The organism is Leptospira fainei serovar Hurstbridge str. BUT 6 (assembly GCF_000306235.2).
GTDB classification, from domain to species: domain Bacteria; phylum Spirochaetota; class Leptospiria; order Leptospirales; family Leptospiraceae; genus Leptospira_B; species Leptospira_B fainei.
Map to the genome: position 1 here is coordinate 1,695,001 of NZ_AKWZ02000010.1, position 22,717 is coordinate 1,717,717.

The 22,717-nt window shown below is 42.1% G+C and carries 18 protein-coding genes and 1 CRISPR repeat array (1 of these 19 cut by a window edge); of the genes, 8 read left to right on the top strand and 10 right to left on the bottom strand.

Translation table 11 applies throughout. From position 1 onward, the window contains the following. The 5 genes from LEP1GSC058_RS17015 to LEP1GSC058_RS17035 all read left to right on the top strand — a co-directional run. Window positions 1-910: the 3' portion of an IS481 family transposase gene (locus tag LEP1GSC058_RS17015; RefSeq protein WP_016549654.1), read on the top strand. Its footprint begins 242 nt before the window's first position; only the last 910 of its 1,152 coding nucleotides appear in the window; its start codon lies off the left edge, out of view; it ends in the stop codon at window positions 908-910. A 96-nt stretch (window positions 911-1,006) separates the two neighbouring features. Further along, window positions 1,007-1,339: a CRISPR direct-repeat array (repeat unit 29 nt; unit sequence CGGTTCATCCCCACGTGTGTGGGGAATAG). Window positions 1,340-1,514: 175 nt separating this feature from the next. Then, on the top strand, window positions 1,515-1,697 hold the full coding sequence (locus LEP1GSC058_RS20200) for a hypothetical protein (protein WP_016549780.1): 183 nt from the start codon (window positions 1,515-1,517) through the stop codon (window positions 1,695-1,697). A gap of 108 nt (window positions 1,698-1,805) precedes the next feature. Then, window positions 1,806-2,144 carry an ArsR/SmtB family transcription factor gene (locus tag LEP1GSC058_RS17025; RefSeq protein WP_016549690.1) on the top strand — a complete coding sequence of 113 codons (339 nt, stop codon included), beginning with the start codon at window positions 1,806-1,808 and terminating at the stop codon, window positions 2,142-2,144. Between the two features lie 4 nt (window positions 2,145-2,148). Then, entirely contained in the window at window positions 2,149-2,631 is a 483-nt protein-coding gene (locus LEP1GSC058_RS17030; RefSeq protein WP_016550890.1) for an SRPBCC domain-containing protein, read from the top strand. Between the two features lie 2 nt (window positions 2,632-2,633). Continuing rightward, window positions 2,634-3,527 (top strand): alpha/beta fold hydrolase, encoded by an 894-nt coding sequence (locus tag LEP1GSC058_RS17035; RefSeq protein WP_016550705.1) that lies wholly within the window; start codon window positions 2,634-2,636, stop codon window positions 3,525-3,527. Window positions 3,528-4,004: 477 nt separating this feature from the next. Here the strand turns inward: LEP1GSC058_RS17035 and LEP1GSC058_RS17045 are convergent, their stop codons facing one another. The 3 genes from LEP1GSC058_RS17045 to LEP1GSC058_RS17055 form a co-directional block, all read right to left on the bottom strand. Next, window positions 4,005-4,862: a VOC family protein gene (locus LEP1GSC058_RS17045; protein ID WP_016549371.1), complete on the bottom strand. Its 858-nt coding sequence runs from the start codon at window positions 4,860-4,862 to the stop codon at window positions 4,005-4,007. 239 nt (window positions 4,863-5,101) lie between these two features. Further along, entirely contained in the window at window positions 5,102-6,106 is a 1,005-nt protein-coding gene (locus tag LEP1GSC058_RS17050; protein ID WP_016549888.1) for an NADP-dependent oxidoreductase, read from the bottom strand. A 212-nt stretch (window positions 6,107-6,318) separates the two neighbouring features. Next, window positions 6,319-7,929 carry an oleate hydratase gene (locus tag LEP1GSC058_RS17055; protein WP_016550879.1) on the bottom strand — a complete coding sequence of 537 codons (1,611 nt, stop codon included), beginning with the start codon at window positions 7,927-7,929 and terminating at the stop codon, window positions 6,319-6,321. 557 nt (window positions 7,930-8,486) lie between these two features. On the opposite strand from LEP1GSC058_RS17055, the gene LEP1GSC058_RS17060 reads away from it, so the two are divergent. Next, a complete protein-coding gene (locus tag LEP1GSC058_RS17060; protein WP_039948495.1) occupies window positions 8,487-9,983 on the top strand; it encodes an ABC-F family ATP-binding cassette domain-containing protein in 1,497 nt (498 codons plus the stop codon). 10 nt (window positions 9,984-9,993) lie between these two features. Here LEP1GSC058_RS17060 and LEP1GSC058_RS17065 read toward each other — a convergent pair whose 3' ends face one another. Then, window positions 9,994-10,647 (bottom strand): TetR/AcrR family transcriptional regulator, encoded by a 654-nt coding sequence (locus tag LEP1GSC058_RS17065; protein WP_016549572.1) that lies wholly within the window; start codon window positions 10,645-10,647, stop codon window positions 9,994-9,996. 151 nt (window positions 10,648-10,798) lie between these two features. Between LEP1GSC058_RS17065 and LEP1GSC058_RS17070 the strand changes: the two genes are divergently transcribed. Beyond that, entirely contained in the window at window positions 10,799-12,187 is a 1,389-nt protein-coding gene (locus LEP1GSC058_RS17070; RefSeq protein ID WP_039948496.1) for a flavin-containing monooxygenase, read from the top strand. A gap of 439 nt (window positions 12,188-12,626) precedes the next feature. Here LEP1GSC058_RS17070 and LEP1GSC058_RS17075 read toward each other — a convergent pair whose 3' ends face one another. Next, the gene (locus tag LEP1GSC058_RS17075) at window positions 12,627-13,223 is read right to left on the bottom strand and encodes a TMEM175 family protein (RefSeq protein ID WP_016549498.1); all 597 of its coding nucleotides are present in this window, start codon (window positions 13,221-13,223) and stop codon (window positions 12,627-12,629) included. A gap of 71 nt (window positions 13,224-13,294) precedes the next feature. After that, window positions 13,295-15,037, bottom strand: coding sequence for a nicotinate-nucleotide--dimethylbenzimidazole phosphoribosyltransferase (cobT, locus tag LEP1GSC058_RS17080; protein ID WP_156860699.1), 1,743 nt, complete (start codon window positions 15,035-15,037; stop codon window positions 13,295-13,297). A 210-nt stretch (window positions 15,038-15,247) separates the two neighbouring features. Between cobT and LEP1GSC058_RS17085 the strand changes: the two genes are divergently transcribed. Further along, entirely contained in the window at window positions 15,248-15,703 is a 456-nt protein-coding gene (locus tag LEP1GSC058_RS17085) for a heavy metal-responsive transcriptional regulator (protein WP_016550518.1), read from the top strand. Window positions 15,704-16,098: 395 nt separating this feature from the next. Here LEP1GSC058_RS17085 and LEP1GSC058_RS17095 read toward each other — a convergent pair whose 3' ends face one another. From LEP1GSC058_RS17095 to LEP1GSC058_RS17110, 4 genes are all read right to left on the bottom strand, one after another. After that, the gene (locus LEP1GSC058_RS17095; RefSeq protein WP_016550502.1) at window positions 16,099-16,899 is read right to left on the bottom strand and encodes a hypothetical protein; all 801 of its coding nucleotides are present in this window, start codon (window positions 16,897-16,899) and stop codon (window positions 16,099-16,101) included. 42 nt (window positions 16,900-16,941) lie between these two features. Continuing rightward, entirely contained in the window at window positions 16,942-18,594 is a 1,653-nt protein-coding gene (locus LEP1GSC058_RS17100) for an outer membrane beta-barrel protein (protein WP_016549540.1), read from the bottom strand. Window positions 18,595-18,737: 143 nt separating this feature from the next. Next, window positions 18,738-19,130 (bottom strand): hypothetical protein, encoded by a 393-nt coding sequence (locus LEP1GSC058_RS17105; RefSeq protein WP_016549943.1) that lies wholly within the window; start codon window positions 19,128-19,130, stop codon window positions 18,738-18,740. Window positions 19,131-19,424: 294 nt separating this feature from the next. Beyond that, window positions 19,425-22,406 carry a SpoIIE family protein phosphatase gene (locus LEP1GSC058_RS17110; RefSeq protein WP_016550676.1) on the bottom strand — a complete coding sequence of 994 codons (2,982 nt, stop codon included), beginning with the start codon at window positions 22,404-22,406 and terminating at the stop codon, window positions 19,425-19,427. Window positions 22,407-22,717 lie beyond the last annotated feature (311 nt).

The window sequence follows — 22,717 nt, forward strand, 5'->3', positions numbered from 1 at the left end:
TAAGCAGCACCCTACTTGGGGACCTCGCAAATTGCTTGTAGTACTTGAGGGAAGTCATCCGGAAATTATTTGGCCTGCAGCGAGCACGATCGGCAGTATTCTTAAGAAAAGAGGTTTAGTAAAGCCCCGTAAGAAGAGAGGAGGAATGGTTCGTTTTTCGGAACCTTTCCGAGGTTATGATCATCCGAATGCGGTTTGGTGTGCTGATTTCAAAGGTGATTTTAAAATGCGAGACGGAATCCGTTGTTATCCCTTAACAATATCCGACGGTTACAGTCGGTTTCTTCTAAGTTGCAAAGGGCTATCAGGCACAAGGACTTACGAAACAAAGAAGGAATTTGAGAAGTGTTTTCGAGAATACGGCCTTCCGAATGCGATTAGAACGGATAATGGAATTCCGTTTGCTGCCGGGTCGGGAATTTCCCTATTATCAATGTGGTGGATCAAATTAGGTATTTTTCCGGAAAGGATTCATCCGGGGAAACCACAAGAGAACGGAAGGCATGAAAGAATGCATAGGACGTTGAAGGCAGAAGCGGTTTATCCGATTCGTTCTAATATGAGACAGCAGCAAAAGGCATTCGATCGTTTTAGAGCGGAATATAACCATGATCGTCCCCATGAGGCGTTAGGTCAAAAGCCGCCTGCGAAGATCTATAAACCTTCCCTAAGATCCTATCCGAATCGTCTATCCGAGATATTTTATCCGGATCATTTTGAAATTCGTAAAGTCGATGACGGTAATTTTTATTGGAAAAATCAAAGATTCTTTATTACGAAGAGTTTAGGTGGAGAGAATATCGGCCTTGAACCTGTCGACGACGGTATATGGGCCATTTACTTCAGCTTTGTGAAAATAGGTTATTTGAATGAGAACACAAAGAAAATATCTAGGACTTTGAAAGTGTAACCCATGTCTCCGGTCTAAAGTGTTACCTATGTTCCAGGACGTACACCACGTGTGTGGGGAATAGGTGGACGTAGATTGTAATGCCAAACGCCCCCCGGGTTCATCCCCACGTGTGTGGGGAATAGGAAGATATTTGCGGGACAATTCTCGTCCATACGGTTCATCCCCACGTGTGTGGGGAATAGCTCTACGACCCTCTTTAACATTTCTCCTACCACGGTTCATCCCCACGTGTGTGGGGAATAGTACCACATCGACTTGAGCCATCCAACGGTTTTCGGTTCATCCCCACGTGTGTGGGGAATAGGATATACGTGAAATCCTGCTCCACGGTGGTGGCGGTTCATCCCCACGTGTGTGGGGAATAGTGAGCAGAATCAAGTTTCCAACTCAACTCCCCCGGTTCATCCCCACGTGTGTGGGGAATAGGCTAAGAATTTGTATAGCAAATTGATGTATTATGTCTATTAATTATCGGGGTTATGGCCTAATTCAGAGCGAAGCGAATCCGCCCTTTCTTTTCGTCCCAATAAAAAAAGACGAAAAAACGCGTTATTCCGTAACTCCTGTCGCGGGAGAAGGGAAGAGCAGATCGGAAAGGGTGATGCGCACCTTTTATCTCCTAACGCGCTTCGATATATTTGCGACATCGCTTAAAGAACTCTTTATGATTTTTGTGGATCGAGTAGTAAGAAAAGACGGTGCCGTAGACAATCTCCTGCCGCGGTTTAAGGAGCAGAAATACTTGATACTGAGTGTCACGCGGTTTTTGCCTTCGCTCGTGTAAGCGGGGATTTGAATGTTCCTTTTTTACCCTATTTTAACAACGGCAGTTCCCCCAAGAATACTTAAGCAAATGCTTGACTAATTATCGCTTTCTTCAATACTTAAGTAAATGCTTAACAATTCGCCTTCACTGGACAGAATCTTCTACGCGTTATCGGATCCTTCTCGCCGCACGATCGTAGAACGATTGAGTAAGAAAGAAGCGTCCGTGAGCGAACTTGCAACTCCGTTGGAGATGAGTATGGCTGCAGTCATCCAACATATTCAGATATTGGAAGAGAGCGGTCTGATCAAAACGCAGAAAATCGGAAGGGTAAGGACCTGTAGAGTGGAGCCGACCGCATTGGAACGAATCGAAACTTGGCTCTTGCAACGTAAAAAATTCTGGGAAAGAAATTTGGATCGTTTAGGCGAGTTTCTAGAAAAATCCGAAAAAGGAAAGAAATGATCGAATGGAAAAACTTAAAGTCGCACATGAAATCTTTAGTATAGAAAAAGTATACAAGTCCAGCCGGGAAGCGGTTTTCTCGGCATGGACTAATTTGGACGCGAAGGCCCAGTGGTTTATCGGCCCCGGAGATTGGACGCTTGTGGATCGCAAATTGGATTTTCAAGTCGGTGGAAAGGAAATTCTTCATGGTCGTTTTGCAAGCGGGAGAGAAACTCTATATAGAGCCGAATTTTATAATATTCTTCCGAACGAAAGGATCGTGTTCGTTTACGATATGCATGTACATAAGACTTTGCATTCGGTGTCTATTGCTTCGGTGGAAATCGAAGAGATGGACAAGACAAACACGAGGCTTAAGTTTACCGAGCAAGTGGCGTTTTTGGACGATACGGTTGGGAGTCAAGGTGTTGCCTCTCGTAGAGAAGGCACAATGGCTCTTATAGACAAATTAGCCGACTATTTAAGAAAACAGGAAGGAAAATAATCATGAAAATATTAAGCTACGTGGCAAATATCGTCGGCCTATTTTTTATCGTTGCTTGCGCTTCCAATCGTCCTTTTGTTATCAGGGATACTCCGTCTGCGATAGAATCTCATCCCATTGAAAAAGGGCATCTTCCGATCGGAGAAATGCGATTATATTACGAAGTCCACGGTAAGACCGATGGAATTCCCCTTGTATTACTCAATGGGGGAGGATCCACTATAGAAGTTACGTATAGTAAGGTCCTTCCGATATTCGCGAAGCATCGAAAAGTGATCGCACTGGATGAACAGGCTCATGGAAGAACGACTGATAGAAAAGGACCGGTAAGATTTGAAACTTCAGCTGAAGATGTAGCGGCTCTTCTCAAATTTCTAAAAGTGGAAAAAGCGGATATCCTAGGCTTCAGTAACGGTGCAAGCGTTGCTTTACAAGTCGCAATCCACCATCCGGAATTAGTTCGCAAGATCGTGTTCGCTTCCTCCATGACGAAGAGAGAAGGAACTTCTCCGCAGTTCTGGGCTTCCATGAAACGTGCCACTTTTTCCGATATGCCTCAGGTTCTCAAGGACGCTTTTTTAAAGGTAAATCCGGATCCCCAAAAATTAAGGAATATGTTCGATAAGGATGTGGATAGGATGCGCAATTTTCCGGATGTGAAGGAGAATGTAATTCGTTCGGTTAAGGCTTCGGTTCTGATCCTTCTTGGAGATAGGGACATTCCAAAACCGGAACATGCTGTCGAGTTGGTTCGTTTGTTTCCGGATTCAAGGCTTCTGATTCTACCGGGCGGACATGGAGATTATTTAGGAGAAGCCATCATGTCTCAAGATAAGAATCGGTATCACGAATTGACTGCCGCATTAATCGAGGATTTTTTGGGATCTCCGAATTAATTTAAGTATTTATAATGGACCTTCCTCTCGACCTTGAATCTTTTGTCTGAAAACGGAATATTTTTACGCCGGATCGATTCATAGCGGAGAAATTTCAGAAATCCATAAAACGATTTCAGATAGAATTCCAGACGTAATTCCGATCCAAAAAAGATTTCGAAAGTTTCGGCCAATTCGATCGTTCTAAGAGGAGAAGCTTGCAATCGTAGATTTGGCGGAGATCCGCCTGGTGTATCCCGCGTTAGGGACCCGAAAGGCGCAACGCGTCCCGAGCCGAATCGGTTTTAATTCTCTTTCATTAGTTCCGAGCGGCGAGGGATGAGGGCGAAAGCCCGAACCTGTAGAGGCCCGACCCGCGCAGTTTGACCTGAACGAAAGGGAAGTAAAATTGGATTCTGCGGCGGGGAACGCCCAAAGCGAATCTAATTTATTTTCGACATTTCTTCGAAGAAAATCTGGAATTTATCGGAATTGGATTCAACTCTCATACGCTCGTTTCAATTCGGCGATGTCGATTTTGTCCATCTTCAACATAGCTTGAAGGACTCGTTGAGATTTTTTCGGATCTTTGTCCTGTAGCAACTCTCCTAGGATCGGAGGAATGATCTGCCAGCTTATGCCGAACTTATCTTTTACCCAGCCGCATTTTTGTTTTTCACCTCCGGCTGAAAGCGTCTCCCAACGCTCGTTGATTTCCGCCTGAGTTTCACATCGCACAAAAAAAGAAATCGCCTCACTGACAGTAAACGGATGCGGAATGGCGCTATCGATAGCCATGAATTCTAGGCCGGCGAGCGAGAACGAGGACCGCTTGATCGTTCCTTCTTTTCCTCCTTCGTTTATCGTATAATGTTGTACGTTAATGATCTTGGAATCGGGAAATTGAGACGTATAGAAGCCAATCGCTTCCTCGGCTCTTCCATGCTGCTTTCCCGAGAATAGTAAAAACGGATAGATTTTTTGTTCCTGTTTCGATAAATTCAACTGCCAAGAAACTCCGAACCTATCCTGAACCCATCCGAATTTTTCGCTAAAAGGATACGCGTTTAATTCCATAAAGATAAGTCCATCTTTACTTAGATTGGACCATAACCGTTCCACCTCGTCTGCCGTTTTGCAGTTTACGAAAAAAGAAATTGCGGGAGTGAATTTAAAATGAGGTCCACCGTTAAACGTAAGGAACTCCTGCCCATTTAGGGAGAAGGTAGCGGATTGCATCGTTTCTCCGGATCCATTCCGACTCTCAACACTCGAATTTTGAAACGACGATGTGTAAAGGTCCACCGCATTCCCTAGATTATTATCAAACATTAAAAACGGCGTGATCTTTCTCATTGTCTTTCCTCGGTTTCCATTATCCCCGCGCTTTAATATAGCGGTTTCCTCTGAAACGTGCTTATAGGGTTCAAAACATTACGGTTTGTCGCTAACTACGAATCTCGTTTGCAGTTTGACTGCCGCACGCTCGAAGACCAAATAAATTCATTATATACCTTATTGGTTATATAATGAATTCAATCAAGTCTTTTTTGCGGGAAGCCGAAAGAACGATTATAACGAAATGAACTTCCGGCTTAATCGGATGCGACTTCGATGACTAATTTTCCGGTATTACCGCCCTTGAATAATTGCAAGAGAGTATCAGGAAAAGTAGAGAGACCTGTAACGATATCCTCTCGGGACTTAAGCTTTCCCGCCGCCATCCAACCTGACATTTCCCTGGCGGCTTCCGCATATCGATCTTCATAATCGAAGACTACGAAGCCTTCCATCCGTGCGCGAGAAACTAAAAGGGCCATGTAGTTTCGTGGACCTTGAGGAGCCTCGGTATTATTGTATTGCGAGATGGCTCCGCATATTACGATTCTTGCATGTTTTGCCAATCGCGTCATGACTGCATCCAAAATCTCTCCCCCGACATTATCGAAATATACGTCGACCCCTTTCAGACAATGTTTTCGAAGCGATTTCTTTATATCCTCCGATTTGTAATCGATCGCCGCATCGAAGCCGAGTTCGTCCACGATGTATTTACATTTGTCGGCTCCTCCCGCTATGCCGATTACGCGACATCCTTTGATCTTTGCGATTTGTCCAACAATCATTCCTACCGCACCTGCAGCGCCCGATACGACGACGACATCCCCTGACTTCGCTTTCCCTACGTCTAAGAGTCCGAAATATGCGGTCATTCCGGGCATTCCTAAAGCTCCAAGGTAAATCGGCAAAGGCGCGAGCGAGGAATCCACTCGAGTTACGCCTCTTCCGTTGGAGATCGCATATTCCTGTACTCCAAAAACCCCATAAACGTACTCTCCGTTTTTGAAGTCGGGGTTCTTAGATTCGATGATTTTACCGATTGCTCCGGCTCTCATCACTTCTCCGATTCTCACCGGTGGAACGTACGACTTTACGTCGTTCATCCAACCACGCATCGCAGGATCTAAAGAAATATATAATATCTTAACTAGAATTTCTCCGTCGGAAGGAGAACGTGTCGGTTCTTCGGTATATGTCCAATCTGTCTGTTTCGGTAAGCCGACAGGACGAGCAGCAAGACGGTATTGGTGATTGATCATTGTGATTTATTTCCTCATCGCGAATCGCGAAGCTGTTTTATCCTTTAGTCGGATTCGCGTAAAGCGAGAAAAATTGAAAGTATCTTGAGAGTTGAATTTTAATCGTAGAATCCGGAAAGAGTTCGCTTCTTTCCGGATTCGTTATGAGAAGTAGTCGATTTTCGTGCGTTAATAAGAGAAGTAATTTTGCCTTCGGTTTGATACTAAAACTATTACCGAAACATTGTCTTAGTCGCTTCGAAAAGCATTTTCAACGTGTTCGGATCCTTATAAACTTTCGGAATTTCTTTTTTTACGTTCAATAAAGAATAAACGGCCATCTGAGCCGAACGGACGGAATATTCCACCGTGAAGACGACATCATCCGGAATTTCACAGAACTGACCCATGAATCCGAAATTAACGGCGCCTTTCGGAACGACTGCCGGACGATCGCCTGATTCGCGCGTCAGGAATTGACTAGTGATAAAGGGCATCATGCAAGGAATGCAAATCGCATGTTTTATAATTTTCTTTAGATCGTCATCGAATTGCAAATGGCCGAGTAATTCCCGTAAAATCTCTTCACCCGAACAATCCGACATTCGCTTATGAACGAAATTTCCGATTTTGTCCGGGAAGAGTGCGTATCCCCAGCATACTTGTATATTTGGAGGTTGATTAAGGAAATGGGGTTGGTGTGCGAGTACGACCGACATCAACCAGTTCGAGTCCTTGATAGTGACGAGTCCACCTGTCCCGGCTTTGTTGCCGGTAAACTGCTCCATTCTATCAAAGAAAGACGGATCTTTGAATGTGACGGTGAAGGACTCCCATTTGGATTCCGAAATTCTTTCGTCGAAAATTTTCGGGTGTCCGAATTCATTATTCTTACTCGCTATCTTTTCCCATAATGGCCATGATCCTCCGTCCTTTTTGGAAAGCAATTTCGGAGCCTTTTTCATAGATCCTAGATCCGAGCCTTCGGTCATTGAGCCTAACGTAATCAGAAGGAGATCATTATCGTTAAGCGAAATATTTTTACTCCTCCTTTTCTGAGTGTAACGAATTCCAACGGCCTTTTTTCGCAGCGTATCTATTTGAAAATCGATGTCGGTCACTTTGCAATCGTATTCGAATTTGACCCCATTCCTTTGCAGCCATTTCTGGAGCGGTAAGACTAACGAATCAAACTGATTTAAAGGGGTACGATCTACGCCGGCAAGAGTATTGATTCTAGGGAACTCGTGGATAAATCTATGCAAATAACGTTTAAATTCGACTAAGCTATGCCAGGGCTGAAACGCAAACATGGTCGCCCACATATACCAAAAATTCGTTTCAAAAAACGAATCGGAAAAAAAATCCCGAATCTGATCGTTTCCGCAGGATTCTTCAGATTTCACTAAAAGTCGGAGTAATTCCATTCGATTTTTATGATTGAACCCCATCTTAGAGACGTCTATTTTTCGTCCTTTCTCTACTACCCTGCTTAAGGAATGAGATTTGATTTTACGGTTAAAATTTAGTATTTCTTGATATACGGAAACGCTAGGGTCCGAAGACGAGGGGATGGAAGAAAATAAATCGTATGTGCAAAGGTAAGATAAGTTCATCATTCGTCCTCCTCGAATTACATAACCTTCTCGAGCAGTTCCGCTACCGTCCAGACTGCCGCCGCTTATGGCTGATTCCTCGAGAATACTGATTTTATTGCCGGGGAATCCGGCATCTCGGATAAGAAACGCGGCTGCCGATAGGGAAGAAATTCCGCCTCCCACTAAATATGCACGGTTCTCGATTTTTTCTTTACCATTGTAAGACGATTTCTGCTCTTTCTTCATTCTTTTCTCCGAAGATCCATACTTTGCCGGGTCTACTATCTATCAGATTTATCGATTAATAATACGGTATCTGAATATTCGTATAATTCAATGTTTATGAATTGGTTTGAATAGACAATTTACTTTGGGCAGTGCGGATTACTTTAGCGAGTGATTTTTATCAATGGATGGAATGAGATATTGCTTATCGAATATTTAATAAGTTTATGAAAATATACAATATTATTTGTTTAGAATATATTGATTAATTTATTTTATTATAATTTTTGAAATATTTGGACGATTGCATTATTTCGTTTAATCTTTTTGATGAAGCGAAAGAAGTCGGCAATTTTATTTCTTTGCTATTTAGGTTCCGTAAAATTATAGGTGTGGGCTTTCTATTTTCGTCCCTTTGCAGTTTTTAACTTTGCACGGTAATTCAGACTGCCATTACGAAACCCCGCCCGTCTTTCCGGTTAATCGGCAGATTTCTCGTTCTTTCTCTTAAATCCGAATAGAAATCTTACCCAGATCGAAAACCTTGGTTTTAATATCAATCGCGAGCGCAATCCTAAATGATCAAGATATCCAACCTTCAGAAGACGTATAACTCGAAGATGCTTTTTGATGATCTGAATTTGAGTTTAAATCGGGGAGAAAAATTGGGACTCGTCGGTCGCAACGGCCATGGCAAATCTACTCTGTTTCAGATGATTCTAGGATCGGTAGAGCCCGACGAGGGAACGATCACCGTCCCAAAGGGCTATAAAATCGGCCATTTGCAACAACACTTGAAGTTTACGAAATCGACCGTGCTGGAAGAATGCGCCCTTGGACTCCCAGAAGGCGAAGAATATGAAACCTGGCAGGTGGAAAAAATACTTTCCGGTCTGGGTTTTTCCGAAGCCGACATGGAAAGGAACCCCGAGGAATTTTCAGGCGGGTACCAGATCCGAATGAATCTTGCAAAACTTCTAGTTTCCGGACCCGATTTGCTGATGCTTGACGAACCGAATAACTATTTGGATATCGTGACGATTCGTTGGTTGGAGGAATTTCTTAGAGAATGGGAGGGGGAGATCATTCTCGTGACACATGATAGAAGTTTCATGGATAGCGTCGTTTCCCACACTGCCGCGATTCATCGGTCCAAAGCTATCAAAGTCCAAGGCGACACCGACAAGCTTTACAATCAGATCAATCAAGCGGAAGAAATCTACGAAAGAACCCGATTGAATGAAGCTAAGAAGAGAAAGCAGGAAGAGATATTCATCGCCCGATTTAAAGCCAAGGCGAGTTTTGCAAGCAGGGCCCAATCGAGAGTCAAAAGATTGGAAAAGCAAGGGGAAATGAAGGCATTAGAGGCCATTCAAGATTTGGAATTATATTTTAATAGCGCACCTTTTGCAGCGAATCAAATGCTTTCAGTGGAAGATCTTTCTTTTTCATATACAGGTAAGGAACCGTATTTGATAGAAGATTTTTCTCTTTCGGTCGGAAAGAGAGATCGGATCTGTATTATAGGAAAGAATGGAAAAGGGAAGTCGACTCTGTTGAAACTTCTCGCAGGTGAATTATCGCCGACTCGAGGAAAAGTTCAAAAACATCCTACATTAAAGGAAGGATATTTCGGACAGACTAATAAATTGAATCTAAACGAGAATTCCACCGTGGTTGAAGAAATCATGAATGCGGATAAGTCCTGTTCGGAATGGTTGGCTAGAACCATAGCCGGCGGATTGATGTTCTCCGACGATGAAGCATTAAAGAAAATTAAAGTTCTTTCCGGCGGGGAAAAAAGTAGGGTGCTTCTCGGAAAAATTTTAGTTACGCCGTGTAATCTTTTATACTTGGACGAGCCGACCAATCACTTGGATATGCAGTCTTGCGACTCTTTAATCGAAGCGATAGACGAGTTCGACGGTTCCGTAATTATGGTTACTCACAATGAAATGCATCTAAAGGCTGTAGCTACTAAATTAATCGTTTTTGATAATAATACGATTCGCATATTTGACGGGTCGTATGACGACTTTTTATCGGATGTGGGCTGGGCGGACGAGGATAACTGATCCGTTATTCTCACTTTGCCCAATGCGAAAAATAAGCGGTAACGGCATTGTTCGCTTGTTCGCGAATCCCCTTGGAAATTCTATTTTCCTTATAGTAACCTCGTTTCATACATGCGAAGGCGATCTCGACTCCGAGAGTGGCAATATCCGGTTTTTTAGGGAGATGCAACGGCTTTTTCAGTTTTGAAAGTTGTATCCGAACTCCGGCGCCAATCGTATCGATCGTGACTTCTTGAGCAAGATAAGCATTTCTACTAAAAGGTCCGCCTAGGATGAGCATGCTCGCGACCGGTGTGGAATCGTAATAGTCCGATGCGGCGTTCACAAGCACTCCGATTAATTTTCTCCAGGAGATATTCGTATCTTTGGAGGCTTTACGCGCCAATATTTCGCCTACCTTTGCCAAGTGTATTTCTGCGAGCCTTGTAAACAGAGCATACTTGTCGGGAAAAAATTGGTAAATGCTCGCTCTAGGAACGCCCGACTGTTTGGCGATTTCCGGTATCGAAGTCTCTTCCGGACCAACTTTTTCCAGAATCCTTTCTGCGGTTGCGAGAACTAAGGCAACTCTCAATTGAGAACGTTCCTGTAAAGGCGTTCTAGAACGCGAAAGCGATTTGCTTTCCGATAAAATTCTCGATGATTTGGAAGAATTATCTAACATTTGTTATATTTCTTTAAATTAGAATATTTTCGGGAGCGAAAAATTTCTTGCTCCGAAATCCGACAAAAGTAAGATATTTGAAAACGTGACATTTGTTGGATTTTTGACTAAATTAATGAATGCTCTCATAAAAAGGGAAGGGAAAAATTTCATGCAGCCGAATAAACGTGTTTGCGTCGTCGGAGCCGGGCCCAGCGGAATTGCAGCAGGAAAAAATTGCGTTCAGTACGGATTGGACGTGGTGGTTTTCGAGAAAAATGATAAGGTAGGCGGAAATTGGGTTTTTAATGCTAAGACTGGTCACTCTAGTGTTTACGAAAATACCCACATTATCAGTTCCAAGGTTTGGTCGGAATACGAAGATTTTCCGATGCCTGACGATTATCCTGACTACCCTAATCATAAGCAGCTTCAGGCCTATTTCGAGTCTTACGCGAAGCATTTCGGAGTGTATGATAAGATTCGGTTTAAGCATACGATTCAAAAGATAACCCGTACTCCGACGGGCGACTGGAAGGTCGAATTCTTGAATGCGGCCGGTAAGAAAAAAACCGAGAACTTTGACGTCCTCATGGTCGCAAACGGACACCATTGGAATCCTAAGTTTCCCGAATACGAAGGAAAGTTTACCGGTAAGTTTCTGCATTCTCACGATTTTAAAGGCGTGACGGAAGAATGGAGAGGTAAGGATGTCTTGATTATCGGCGGTGGAAACTCGGCTTGCGACGTTGCCGTTGAATCCGCCAGAGTTGCGAAAAGCGTAAAACTCTCCATGAGAAGCCCTCAATGGTTTTTTCCAAAATTCCTATTCGGAATGCCTTCCGACGTATTTGCTGCATTGACTCCGGGATGGATTCCGGCAAAAATAAAACAGTACACGTTGACAAAGCTTCTCCATCTTCTTCAAGGTTCGTATAAAAGTTACGGGTTGCCCGAAAATACTACGCTCGCTCTCAGTCATCACCCGACTCTAAATTCGGATCTATTAGACTTTATTCGCCATGGGCGAATCGTACCGAGGCCCGCCATCAAAGCGTTGCACGGTAAGGAAGTAGAGTTCGTTAACGGGATGAAGGAACGTTATGACATTATCTGTGCCTGTACGGGATTTTGGACAACCTTTCCTTTTTTCGATAAATCTTTTATCGATTTTCAATACGCGGAAAAAATTCCCCTTTACCGAAAGATGATGCATGCTGATTACCCGAATCTTTATTTTATAGGTTTATTCCAGCCCGTCGGTTGCATTTGGCCGATGGCCGACTATCAAGCAAAATTGGCGTGTTTAGAAATCTTAGGAAGATACCAACGGCCGAAGGATTTGAAAGCCGCCATTCAATATGAGATTGATCATCCGCATTTTAGTTTCGGAGGCGGTCAACGTCATGCGGTCGAAGTGGATTATCACGGTTTCCGCAAGGATTTAAAATCGGATCTGTTAAAGGCGGGAGTGGACATCGGAAAACCGCCCGGTGGGAATAAGCTTCTTTACAAATCTTTTTCAAGAATGAGCCCAAAAGAGTCGACTTCAGTACGATGAATTTCACTTATCGGAAAATATAAAGAGAAGAGTGAATCGAAATGATACTACCGAGCTCTAATATTTTTTAGAGCTCGGTTATCGCTTTATGAAGAAAATATATCTCTATTATCGGATAAAGATGGATTTGCTCTTTAAATGCAATCGATTCCATTATTCTTTCAATACTGCGTGCTTCCGAAAAAATTAAACTTTGAAGAATAATACGAAAACTCACCGCTTGACGATTATGGAGAGACTTATCTTAAATTCTAATTTTGTGAAACTTTTGAATCGCCATCATTTTATTAGCGAATTCTCGGAATTTTTTAATAACCCGAAATCTAAGAACCCTTGAAGATTAAAATTCTCTAAATTCGATCGTCAAGATACCAAAGCTAGCGTGAAGTCTTGGCTTTAGAGGATTCGGAAAGATCTTCTTCAACAATGATAAATGAATCTATGGTAACGGCGGGGGAGTCCTGACTATAAATCTATTAGGAATAATGAATAATATCGGGACGATCACTATGAGTATGTACGAAACCGTCATCGAATAGAAAGTAAATAAAACCGCCAATGAATACGGAATTAACGGAAACAAATGAATGCAAATTACGTATTTTCTAAATTCTCGGCTTATTCCGATCGTATTCTCTTCCTTGAACGTCGTATATGTCCAAAAAATAGCTCCGGCTATATTTACGAATGAAAGGCTGATCGAATATAAGATAATCGCAAATTGACTGTATGGATATTCGCCCAATATTCCCGCCGGGTAGGGGATAAAACAGACAAACATTAACAATAATAAATTCAACCACAATGAGACATGGTTGACCTGCTTGATTAAATTAAGCATCGAATGATGAGCGACCCAATATTTTCCAACGATAACAAAACTTAAGATAAACGCTAGAAGTTTCGGTAGTTGATTCAGAGCAGCCTGAAATAGTCGATTGGGTTCGACCGTCGGAATTTTAAGCTCGAGAACTAGAATCGTCAATGCGATTGCATAAACGGCGTCACTAAAAGCCTCCATTCTTGCTTTAGTCATCTCATTCCTCCCATTTTGATTATTGACGTATCTGGATGGACCCGTGATGGCAATATGATCCGTCCGATTTCTTAAAGTCGCGCGTCTTCGTTTTCTGCAAATCTAATATTAGCTTCTTCAAAAGTCTTCATTTCTCGAAAAAGCACGCATCCGGTATCCAAAATTCCCATTGCAAGCGCGGATCCCGATCCTTCCCCTAGGCTTAAGTTCAAATCCAAAACCGGCCTTAAGCCTAGTTCGTTTAATATAAATCGGTGAGCGGGCTCCCTTGAAATATGACCTGCAATGAGTACTGAAACGATTCCGGGGTTCCTTCTATAAGCAATTAAGGCGGCTACGCTAGTGATCATCCCATCCAATACAACGGGAATTCCTAAGGAATATGCCTCTTCGATAACTCCGACCATCGCCGCTATTTCATAACCGCCGAAACAAACGAGGGCTTGCCATTCGTTTAATGTTCGGCTTCCGTGTTTCGAAATTCCCTTTTGAATAATTTCAATTTTCTTTAATAAGGTAGAATTTCCAATGCCGGTGCCTGCCCCGGTAAGAGTCAGAGGATCCTTATTCAAAAGAACGGAAGCGATTGCTGTGGATGCCGTAGTGTTTCCGATACCCATCTCTCCGAGACCTATCATATCGTATTTTGTCCCTAATTTTCGTACGACATCTTTGCCATTTTCGAACGCAAGCCCCGCTTCTTCTTGCGTCATTGCCGTCTCTTCTAAAAAATTTCTAGTTCCATTTCTGATTTTCAAATGCTTCATTCCTGGTGCATTATTAAAATCATGATTGATTCCCATATCAAACAAAACTAAATCGATTCGATTTTTTCTGGCTATCGAATTGATCGCGGCACCTCCTGCAATGTACATATACATCATTTGCGCGGTTACATCGCTATTATAGGCGCTTATTCCTTCCGAAACGATTCCATGGTCTCCGGCGAAAAGGAAAATCGCCTTTTCTTTTGATGATGGGAATTGCTTTTTTTGAGTATTTGCTATTTTTATTATACATTCTTCGATAAAACCAAGAGATTGTTTAGGTTTAGTAAGCGAGTCTAATCTCTCTTGAGAGGAGATAGGAAAAGTTTCCTTTGCAATATCTCGATTCAGCGAATAAGGGTTATACTTGATTCCCCATTTGTCTTTAAAAACGAGATCGGAAAGATTTTCCCGATGTTTCCATCCGACGGATTCCAGCATCGGTTCTTTCGGCGTCCATACCGGTTTGCCTAAAGTCATGTATGCGATAGGTAAAACGTTTTCGGGGATTTCCAATAACTCACGAATGAATTCTGACTCGAGAATGCTCATCCACCCGGCGCCCAATCCCTCCGCCCTCGCAGCCAACCAAAAGTTTTGAACCGCCAGGCACGTGCTATAAATATCCGTATCCTTATTGGTGGATCTTCCGAGAACGTTTTGACCGTCGCGATTTCTATCGCAAGTAAAGAGTATATTGACCGGTGAGTCTAAAATTCCCTGGAGTTTCAAAGACGAGTATTTTACTTTACGATCATCCTGATACAGATTAGCCGCGCGCTCGTTTACATCTATGAAATGATCGTAAATTCTTTTTCTTATCGATGCATCCTGTATTATTACAAAGTTCCAGGGTTGCATAAACCCGACCGAGGGGGCATGATGTGCGGCATCGAGCAGTCTATAAATGATATCTTCATCGATCGGATTACTCGTATATGCTCTGATATCCCTTCTACTATATATCGCCTTATAAACGGATGCCTTTTCGGAATCGTTAAAATCCTCTTGTTCTAGATTGGAAGAGAGGTCGGCTTTGCTGTTCATATACTCCATAATTAGCAATGAAAATCCAAAATCATCCAAAAATCATAGGTTCTCCCGCGGATAATTATGAATATTCCCGCTCATTGCGTAGTCATAAATTGCCAAATGTACAAGTCTGTCTTGATGAGAACCAAGGGGAATATGACCGCTAAAAATAGCTTTTTTAAAAACGGGTATTGACTCTATAGTTCGCTATAGGGATTAAACTGTATGCAAAAGTTTATGAAAATCGGCCAAGTGGCAAATCAAAGTGAAGTTTCGGTTCAAACTGTCCGTTACTACGAGTCGTTGAATCTTCTAAACAAGCCTGCTCGGAGTCCTGCCGGCTATCGATTGTATAATGCCGAGGCGGTTCTTCGAATTCGTTTCATCCGTAGAAGCCAGAGGTTAGGCTTTAATTTGGAGGAGATTAAAGAGCTATTAGATTTGAAGATGCAAAATTCGAATCAGTGCTCCCGCATAAAATCGAAAATCGGAAATAAGTTGGGCGAAATTCGTCGTAAACTTTCGGAACTTAGGAAACTCGAAAAAATCCTACTAGAAATGCACGACGCATGCGAAATGACGAACGTAACCGATCCTTGTCCGATTCTAAATCTTTTGGAGAACAATTTTGAAGATAGAATTAATATACGAAACAAATTGTCCGAATGTTGCGGCAACTAAGGAGATAATTTCCGATATATTAAAAGAACTCCAACTAGCTGAAAACATTTCAGAGATCAATAAAGATTCGATCGAATCTACCGATATGCGTCGACGATTTTCCTCTCCTACTATTCTGGTTAATGACAAGGATATAGAGGGACGGAACTCCTGCGGGGGGACAGGATGCAGAATCTATAAGAATAGTTCCGGTCGGCTGACGGGTGTCCCTCCGAGAGAACTTTTAATGAGCGCCCTTGTCTCCGCGAGCAAGTCGGCCGGGCTTCTGCTATTTTATTTTACTATTACAGCCGAATTATTTCATCCCAAAACGTCAATGGTGTCTTTCCTGTGATGGAAATTTTAATGTATTATGAAAATAGAATGTGAATGTATCGGTAGGATCCGACATCCGATTAAAAATAGGCGTTCAGCTCTATCAATAAAGCATGAGGATTGAACGTTCCATCCTTAGGGTTCGGAATTTGATACCCGACGGAAATGAAAAAAGACTTACTAAAATCATAAGAAAAGCCGCAAACCGACACACCTACGGAGTTTACTCCTGCGATCATATCGCAAACGAGCCTAAATTTTTCGGGCACAATATCGACTTCTATTCCGTACATCATTCCGACAAGACTAATACTAGACTCGGAGCCGGGTAAAAGCCGATGTTTGTAATATCCAAAAAAAGCGGCGTTCCCCGAATAAGCTCCGATAAAGAGTGTTGTGCGAAGACTCTCTATTTTCGTCGAAGTTACCAAGAAATTATAGGTTGCAAAGCTGGAACTTGCGGGCGTTGCACCGGACGCGATTCCCGTCTTTGTTCCGACGCTTACATGAAAAATTTCTGTCGGTTCGAATTTCTTTTGATAAACGAATTGGAAATTAGGCGCCGCTGTCGGGTAAGGCCCTAACGAAGCGGAGATGTTTGTTGCCGGGCTATTGGTATATGGCGAAGTTAAAAAATAATTAAATGCGCTAATTCCGATCTCCTGATTATTTCCCAAACCGTGCACATAGGTCGTATCAAATTGAGTTTGAACCGGATAAAAAATGATTTGTTCCTGTATGAAATTCTTTCCCTTTTCGGTGATTTTCATTGCGGGAACGTTGAAAAGGTCCTGTTGTGCGGACAAAAAACCGGAAGGAAGAATAAGGACATTAACAAACAGAAATATATTGAGAGTATATAGGAAATATTTTTTGTTCAAAGGTTTATATCCTTATATACGACGAAAAATACCGAGCTGTAATTAAAACTTTGCAACAATTCCAAGAGTAAGTCCATTTTGATAGTTAAGTCGATGTCCGCCGCTATCCACGAATTGTAAGCCGTCCGCCCAATCTCTTCGAATGTCTAGTTTAAATTGAAGGTTTTGTGTCCAATTCAGAACGGGAGTGATAGTTAAAGTATGGTATTGCCCGTAATTTCGAAATCCCGAATAATCTCTTTGATTCTTATCAATTCTTTCGACCATAACGGTGTGTAGGGTCAACGGATTGTACGGTCCATATGCCGGTGAGTTCGGATTCAAGTTCAAGGATTGAAGGATGATGTCTGCCGCGTTCGAATAAAAATCCTTTTCATACTGCTTCTCGGCTGGATTGCCGGCAACGCCAGGACCGGAAATTAGAGCCCCATTATTGCTTTTATCGTCGATGTATTCGAATCTTCCGTTTATATCCAGCTTCTCATTGATCTTATATTTCGACCATACCCCGTAGGCGTTATAAATGGATTTGATATGGACCGGCGTAATTTGCCCGGTTAACAATGTGGATGCGTTGATGACTCCGTTCGGATTATATTCCTGTTGTAAGAGCGAATTGTTTGTCGATACGCTTCCTCCCTTTTCGCCGTGCACCCAATCCAAATCCAGCGTCCACTTTTCCATTAAGGTAAGGGAAAGTATGACTTCGTTGGTATTCCACATATCCTGAAAAAATTTCCCTCGGGATTGTACGGGCGCCGAATTTTGGATTCCCGTCTGAGAGTTAATCGTCTGGCCGAGATATTCTTGCGAAGGGTTTTGACGAGCGAAGGGATTATCGCTGCTAAAAAGAGTGTTATACGTAAATAACAGTCTATCCTTAATTAGATTTCCTTTAATTTGCGTTCCATACGCTTTTTGCTGTCTAAATCCGTCGATCACTATATTCGTGTTGGTCGGATTCGATACCGGATTCGTGGAAGTAAGAAAAGACGCGTTTTGATATCCGGAGCCCAATCCGCTATTATAAAGATAGAATGCAATGTCCCAATCATCCGTGATTTTACCCTTTATGCGCGCGCCAGTATGCAGGAAAGATGTGGTATTAAAAAATATCGCTCCTATCGTATAATTCGGATTATTCTTAGATTCTATCTTTTCATAGCCCATGTGCGTCGCCATCTTTCCGACGTCGACGGTAAATCCTTTATGATAGTCTAGATATAAAGATACATATGCCTGCTGAAATGCGTTCATGTTGTTAATGGAATTCGTCTGACTGCGAGGGACTTCTTGATAGATCGTATTCGTTCCGTTCATCAAGTCTAGGCGAAATCCCCAAGGATCCTTCTTATCTGCGTGTTTTTGAATTTCTAATTTGATAAGATTGACCGTAAATTGAAGATTGTACGTTTCAAAACCTCGCGAAGTGTCAGTTTGAGTTCCGGACGATTGATTATTATTGTCTTGATAATATACATCCACAAATCCGTGGATATCCAACGAATCGAGAAGTTTTCCTGCTTCCGACTTGATTACATCCGGTTTTGCCCGGCTCGGTTCGTTCGCCGGAGTTTTACCTTCGGAAGGTCTCTCGACTGGATCCTCGGTTTTGATTTCTTCTTGTCCGACGACCGGGAATATCGCGATAGATTGAATCAATAGAAGGAAGAATATTCTTTTTACGAATTTCATATGGATGACACTTTCTAAATTCTTATTAAGGAAACGTAGCTTTACATTCGGAGTAAAAAGCGTCTGCAAAGAACTACGTTTTTTTCGACTATCTGTCCGGGTTTGGACAAATAGACGTACTCGCAAGAAGGCGATGAGATTGCTTAGATGAGGAGCGATTCGGGAGGCGGTCTCGAAAAAAGATTCGGCACGCATGCGAGCGGCTTAATCGGAGTATCGAGAAATTCTATGAATAAAAAAGTTAAAGTTCGTGCAAAAACTCGGCTGTCGGAATGGCTTGCCTTGTCTTTCTCGACTTGTTGGCTACCTTCGTTCTGATCGAAGACCGCAAGGACGTTGGCAAAGTAATTAAGTCTATACTTCTGCCACGGAACGGAAATATTTTCGGAACCGCTCTTTACCCAGACAAGATCCGCTTGTAGGATTCGTTCCTGGATATCATTGGGTGAATTTAGGAAACATACCGCGAGTATGAAAATTGAATAAATAAACCGTATCATATGGAAGCGCCGTAAAACGGCTGAAATAGCTTTCATTCCTCTCGATACTTCCGATAAAGGCGAACAAGAAAGAATCCTGTTTTTTTACAAAATTGTAATCTAGACAAGAAAACAGTAAGCTGCTATCATGCTAGGCGTATATCTACGTGGAGTCAAATAAAAAATATCGCAACTAATTTCGCGTATCAAAATTTCTTATGCGAAGCATTTCGCTTTCGATAAGAGACAGAATGAATATCGCGGGTGTGAGTTTTCTCGAATGCTCGGCTTTTAGCAGTACAAACTCGGTGTCACGTCGATTCCTTTACAAGCGAATAGATTAATTTTCCTCTATTCGATCTCTAAAAGTTTTTTCAATTTTCTTACGTTCTTGTTTTCCGGATCGATCTCCTCCGCGGTTTTCGTGAATTCGATAGCTTCGTCCTTGTTGCCTAGCAGGCGATTTAGATCCGAAAGATGTATCAAATTTTGAACATTTAAGGGTTGGAGTTTGTTGACCATTGTCGCGGCTTCCAAAGCGTTTGCAAGATTTCCTAATCGTTTTTCCGCGATAGAGAGATAATGCCAAAGTTCGGCCGTATCAGGATCGTATGATAAATACCGACTCAGAACTTTTACCGCCAAAGGGTAGTCCTTTTCCTTAAAGCTCATCAAACCTAATAGCTTATTCAGTCTTTGATTCGAAGAATCGGTCGTATACGCGTCTAGCAAAATGGATATCGCTTTTTGGACTTCTCCGTTTTTATATAGCTCTCGTCCTTCTTTATACAAATTTTGTATGGTTGTCTTTTCCTCCGAATCATCTCTCTCGGAGTTTCCGTTCGTAAGAGTTTGCGCTCCAACTTCCTGATAGCCGATTCGGAGTATGGATAAATCGTCGATAATCTCTCCGACTTGTCGGATATTATGCTCGATTTCGTCGATTTCCCCCTTCGCTTTCTCTACTACTCCGAGAAAAATCGTTTCATCCTCGTTTATGATTCTTTTTCCGTTATTAGTACCTATTAAAAGATCGTCCCTTCCGTCCGAAGCAAGTATGACGACATCACCTTCGTGCAATTGAAACTTTTTAACTTTAAATTCGTATTCCGAATCGAGTCCTAACTTCCTAAGCTCTAGATCCGTTTCGATAAAGGATGCTTTGCCGTCACGATACAAGACCGAAAACGGATGCTCCGCGTTCCAATAAAACATTTCGCCACTTTCGTCATCGATCAACACGGTGGTGGCTGAGATAACCATGCTTCCATCGAAGCTTTTGAATACCGAATGAATTTCATGATAGACGTCGGTTAACCATTCTTCCGGAGTCCTGTCTAGGATTCTTTTATTTGCGGCCGATCGCGCCATAATGGAGTTCATAACGACTCCCATAACCAAGGAACCGCCTGCTCCTTGCATCGATTTCCCCATCGCGTCGCCGTTCATCGCCATGGTGTATTTTTTGAATCGATCGGCCGTACCAAGCCTCAAATTTCCGGTTAGGCAGATATCTCCGCCAAGTTCTCCTTGCTTATTGCGAAATTCGAAATATTTCTTTTGTCTAATTATGAAATTCGTATTCACAATCGCGGATTTGTTCGCATTAAAAAAAAGCGGTTTTGCTAGCAAGGAAGTCAGGAAGTAATCACCGTCCTGCTGGATCTTTAACTGCTGGACTTCCCGCATCTTCTCCTGAACTTCTTTGGTTCGTTCCTCCACTTTTTCCTCTAGATGGTCTGCGTGGTCCTGCAGTTCTTCCCTCGCGGTTCGAATCGAGTCGACCATAGAATTGAAGGACAGGGATAGAAAACCTATTTCATCCATGGTTTTAATCGGAACGTTGACGGTCAAATCGCCGTGGTTTACCTTTTCAACGCCGGATAATAATTTATTCAGTGGATTGACTAGGCTTACGTGTAGCAATATCGGAAAAGATATCAAAATAAAAATCGTTGTTCCTAACTGTATTAAGACTAGCCAGCGGGCTACATTATGAATGACTTCCCTGAATTCACGATAACTAAAGCCCACTTCGTATCTCGTGCGACCGATTTCAAAGTCGTAATGAGTATAAAAACTTCCGGCCATTCGGTACAATCTAGTATGGAGAGGCAGCTGAATTCCCTTTAACTCTTCCGAGGAGAGGGATAGAATTTCACTTTCCGATTTATTTCTGTATTTATTCTTGTTCCGCTCTATTAATTCATGAAGTTCCTGTTTTTTGTATTGAGCTTCTCCTTTCTGTAACGTCGATGAGTTGAAAGAAGAATCATTCGAAAATACTATATTATAATTATGGTCGAAAAATCCGGATCCGGATTTTCGGGAAAGGATATATTTAACGTTATCGGGATAGATGCCGTCCCCATTCTCTATCGCTTTTTTAACGGCATTCATTTCTACGATATTTTCTTTCTCATTGGCTTTATCGATCGCAAAGACGGTTACATAGCTAATGGCTCCTAACGCTAAAATCAAACTAACGACCGCGCTTGAGAGAATCTTCACCATAAAGCTGGTTGGCTCTGGAGAATGGTTTAAATATGCGCTCTGAATAAAGAAGATCGCGATTACCGATAGGATGAAATACGCGATGGCAAACGTATCGTACGAAATCGCACCGGATTTGTTTAATACGTTGTTATACGCATTCAGAATATTTAATATTACCGTGAATAAAAATGCTCGTAGTGCGATCGCTTCTTTTCCTTTGGCGAAGACGATTTTAATAATTCCGATAGGAATTCCTAACGCGAATTGAGTTGGGATGCGAATAACGGAGATGGATCCTGCGAAATAATCTTTCCACTTTTGAAGAATACCGGAATACGAGGAGTAAAATAGAATTTTTCTGACTAATATAACTATGCTGATAATGAAACATAAAAGAATAGCCGCGCTCGCTTCTTTTCCGAAATCGAAGCTGAATTGATGAGCAGTAAACGAAAAGACTTTCTCTTTGCCGTAAGTCTTATAAACAAAATGGAACCACGCTCCCAAACCGATGACTAAGCTAAGGATAATGACAATTTTGGATTCTTTTGGATGGATATTTTTAGGAAAATTATAGGAAAATCCGATAAAGGCGATGATTCCGAATATCATGAACACCGTTAGGTATCGATGATATGCGGATATCGGATCGAATAATGAATACGAAATAAAATATCCCAGGAACATGGTTCCGTAGGCAAGATACATTATGATTAAATAATATGTTGGAAGCGTCTTGTTTTTCTTGAAGATAAGGAATCCGGAGAGAACGCAAGTTAAAAGAAAAAGTGAAAAAACGCCGATAGCATGATGAGAAAACAAAATAGAATCATACATGATGGATTTGAAAGATTATGAGGAAATTATGGAAAGTCAAGTTCATTCTATTTTACCCATATGCAGCAAGTCGAAATAGGAGAGAGATGTTCTAAATTGCGTTATGTTCATCTTACGAAATCGTATTTAAGATTATGGGTTGTGCGAAAAAGAAAGTATTCCGCTTCCGCGATTTATTCGCAGCGAACGGTTAGACGGAAGAGTCCCGGATTTTCATCCGAAATTATATATATATTTGTGATTAATCCATTCGGTGTATCAAGGATTTGACATTTTTATTGCAAGAGAGCAACGGTAAACCGCCGCTCTCT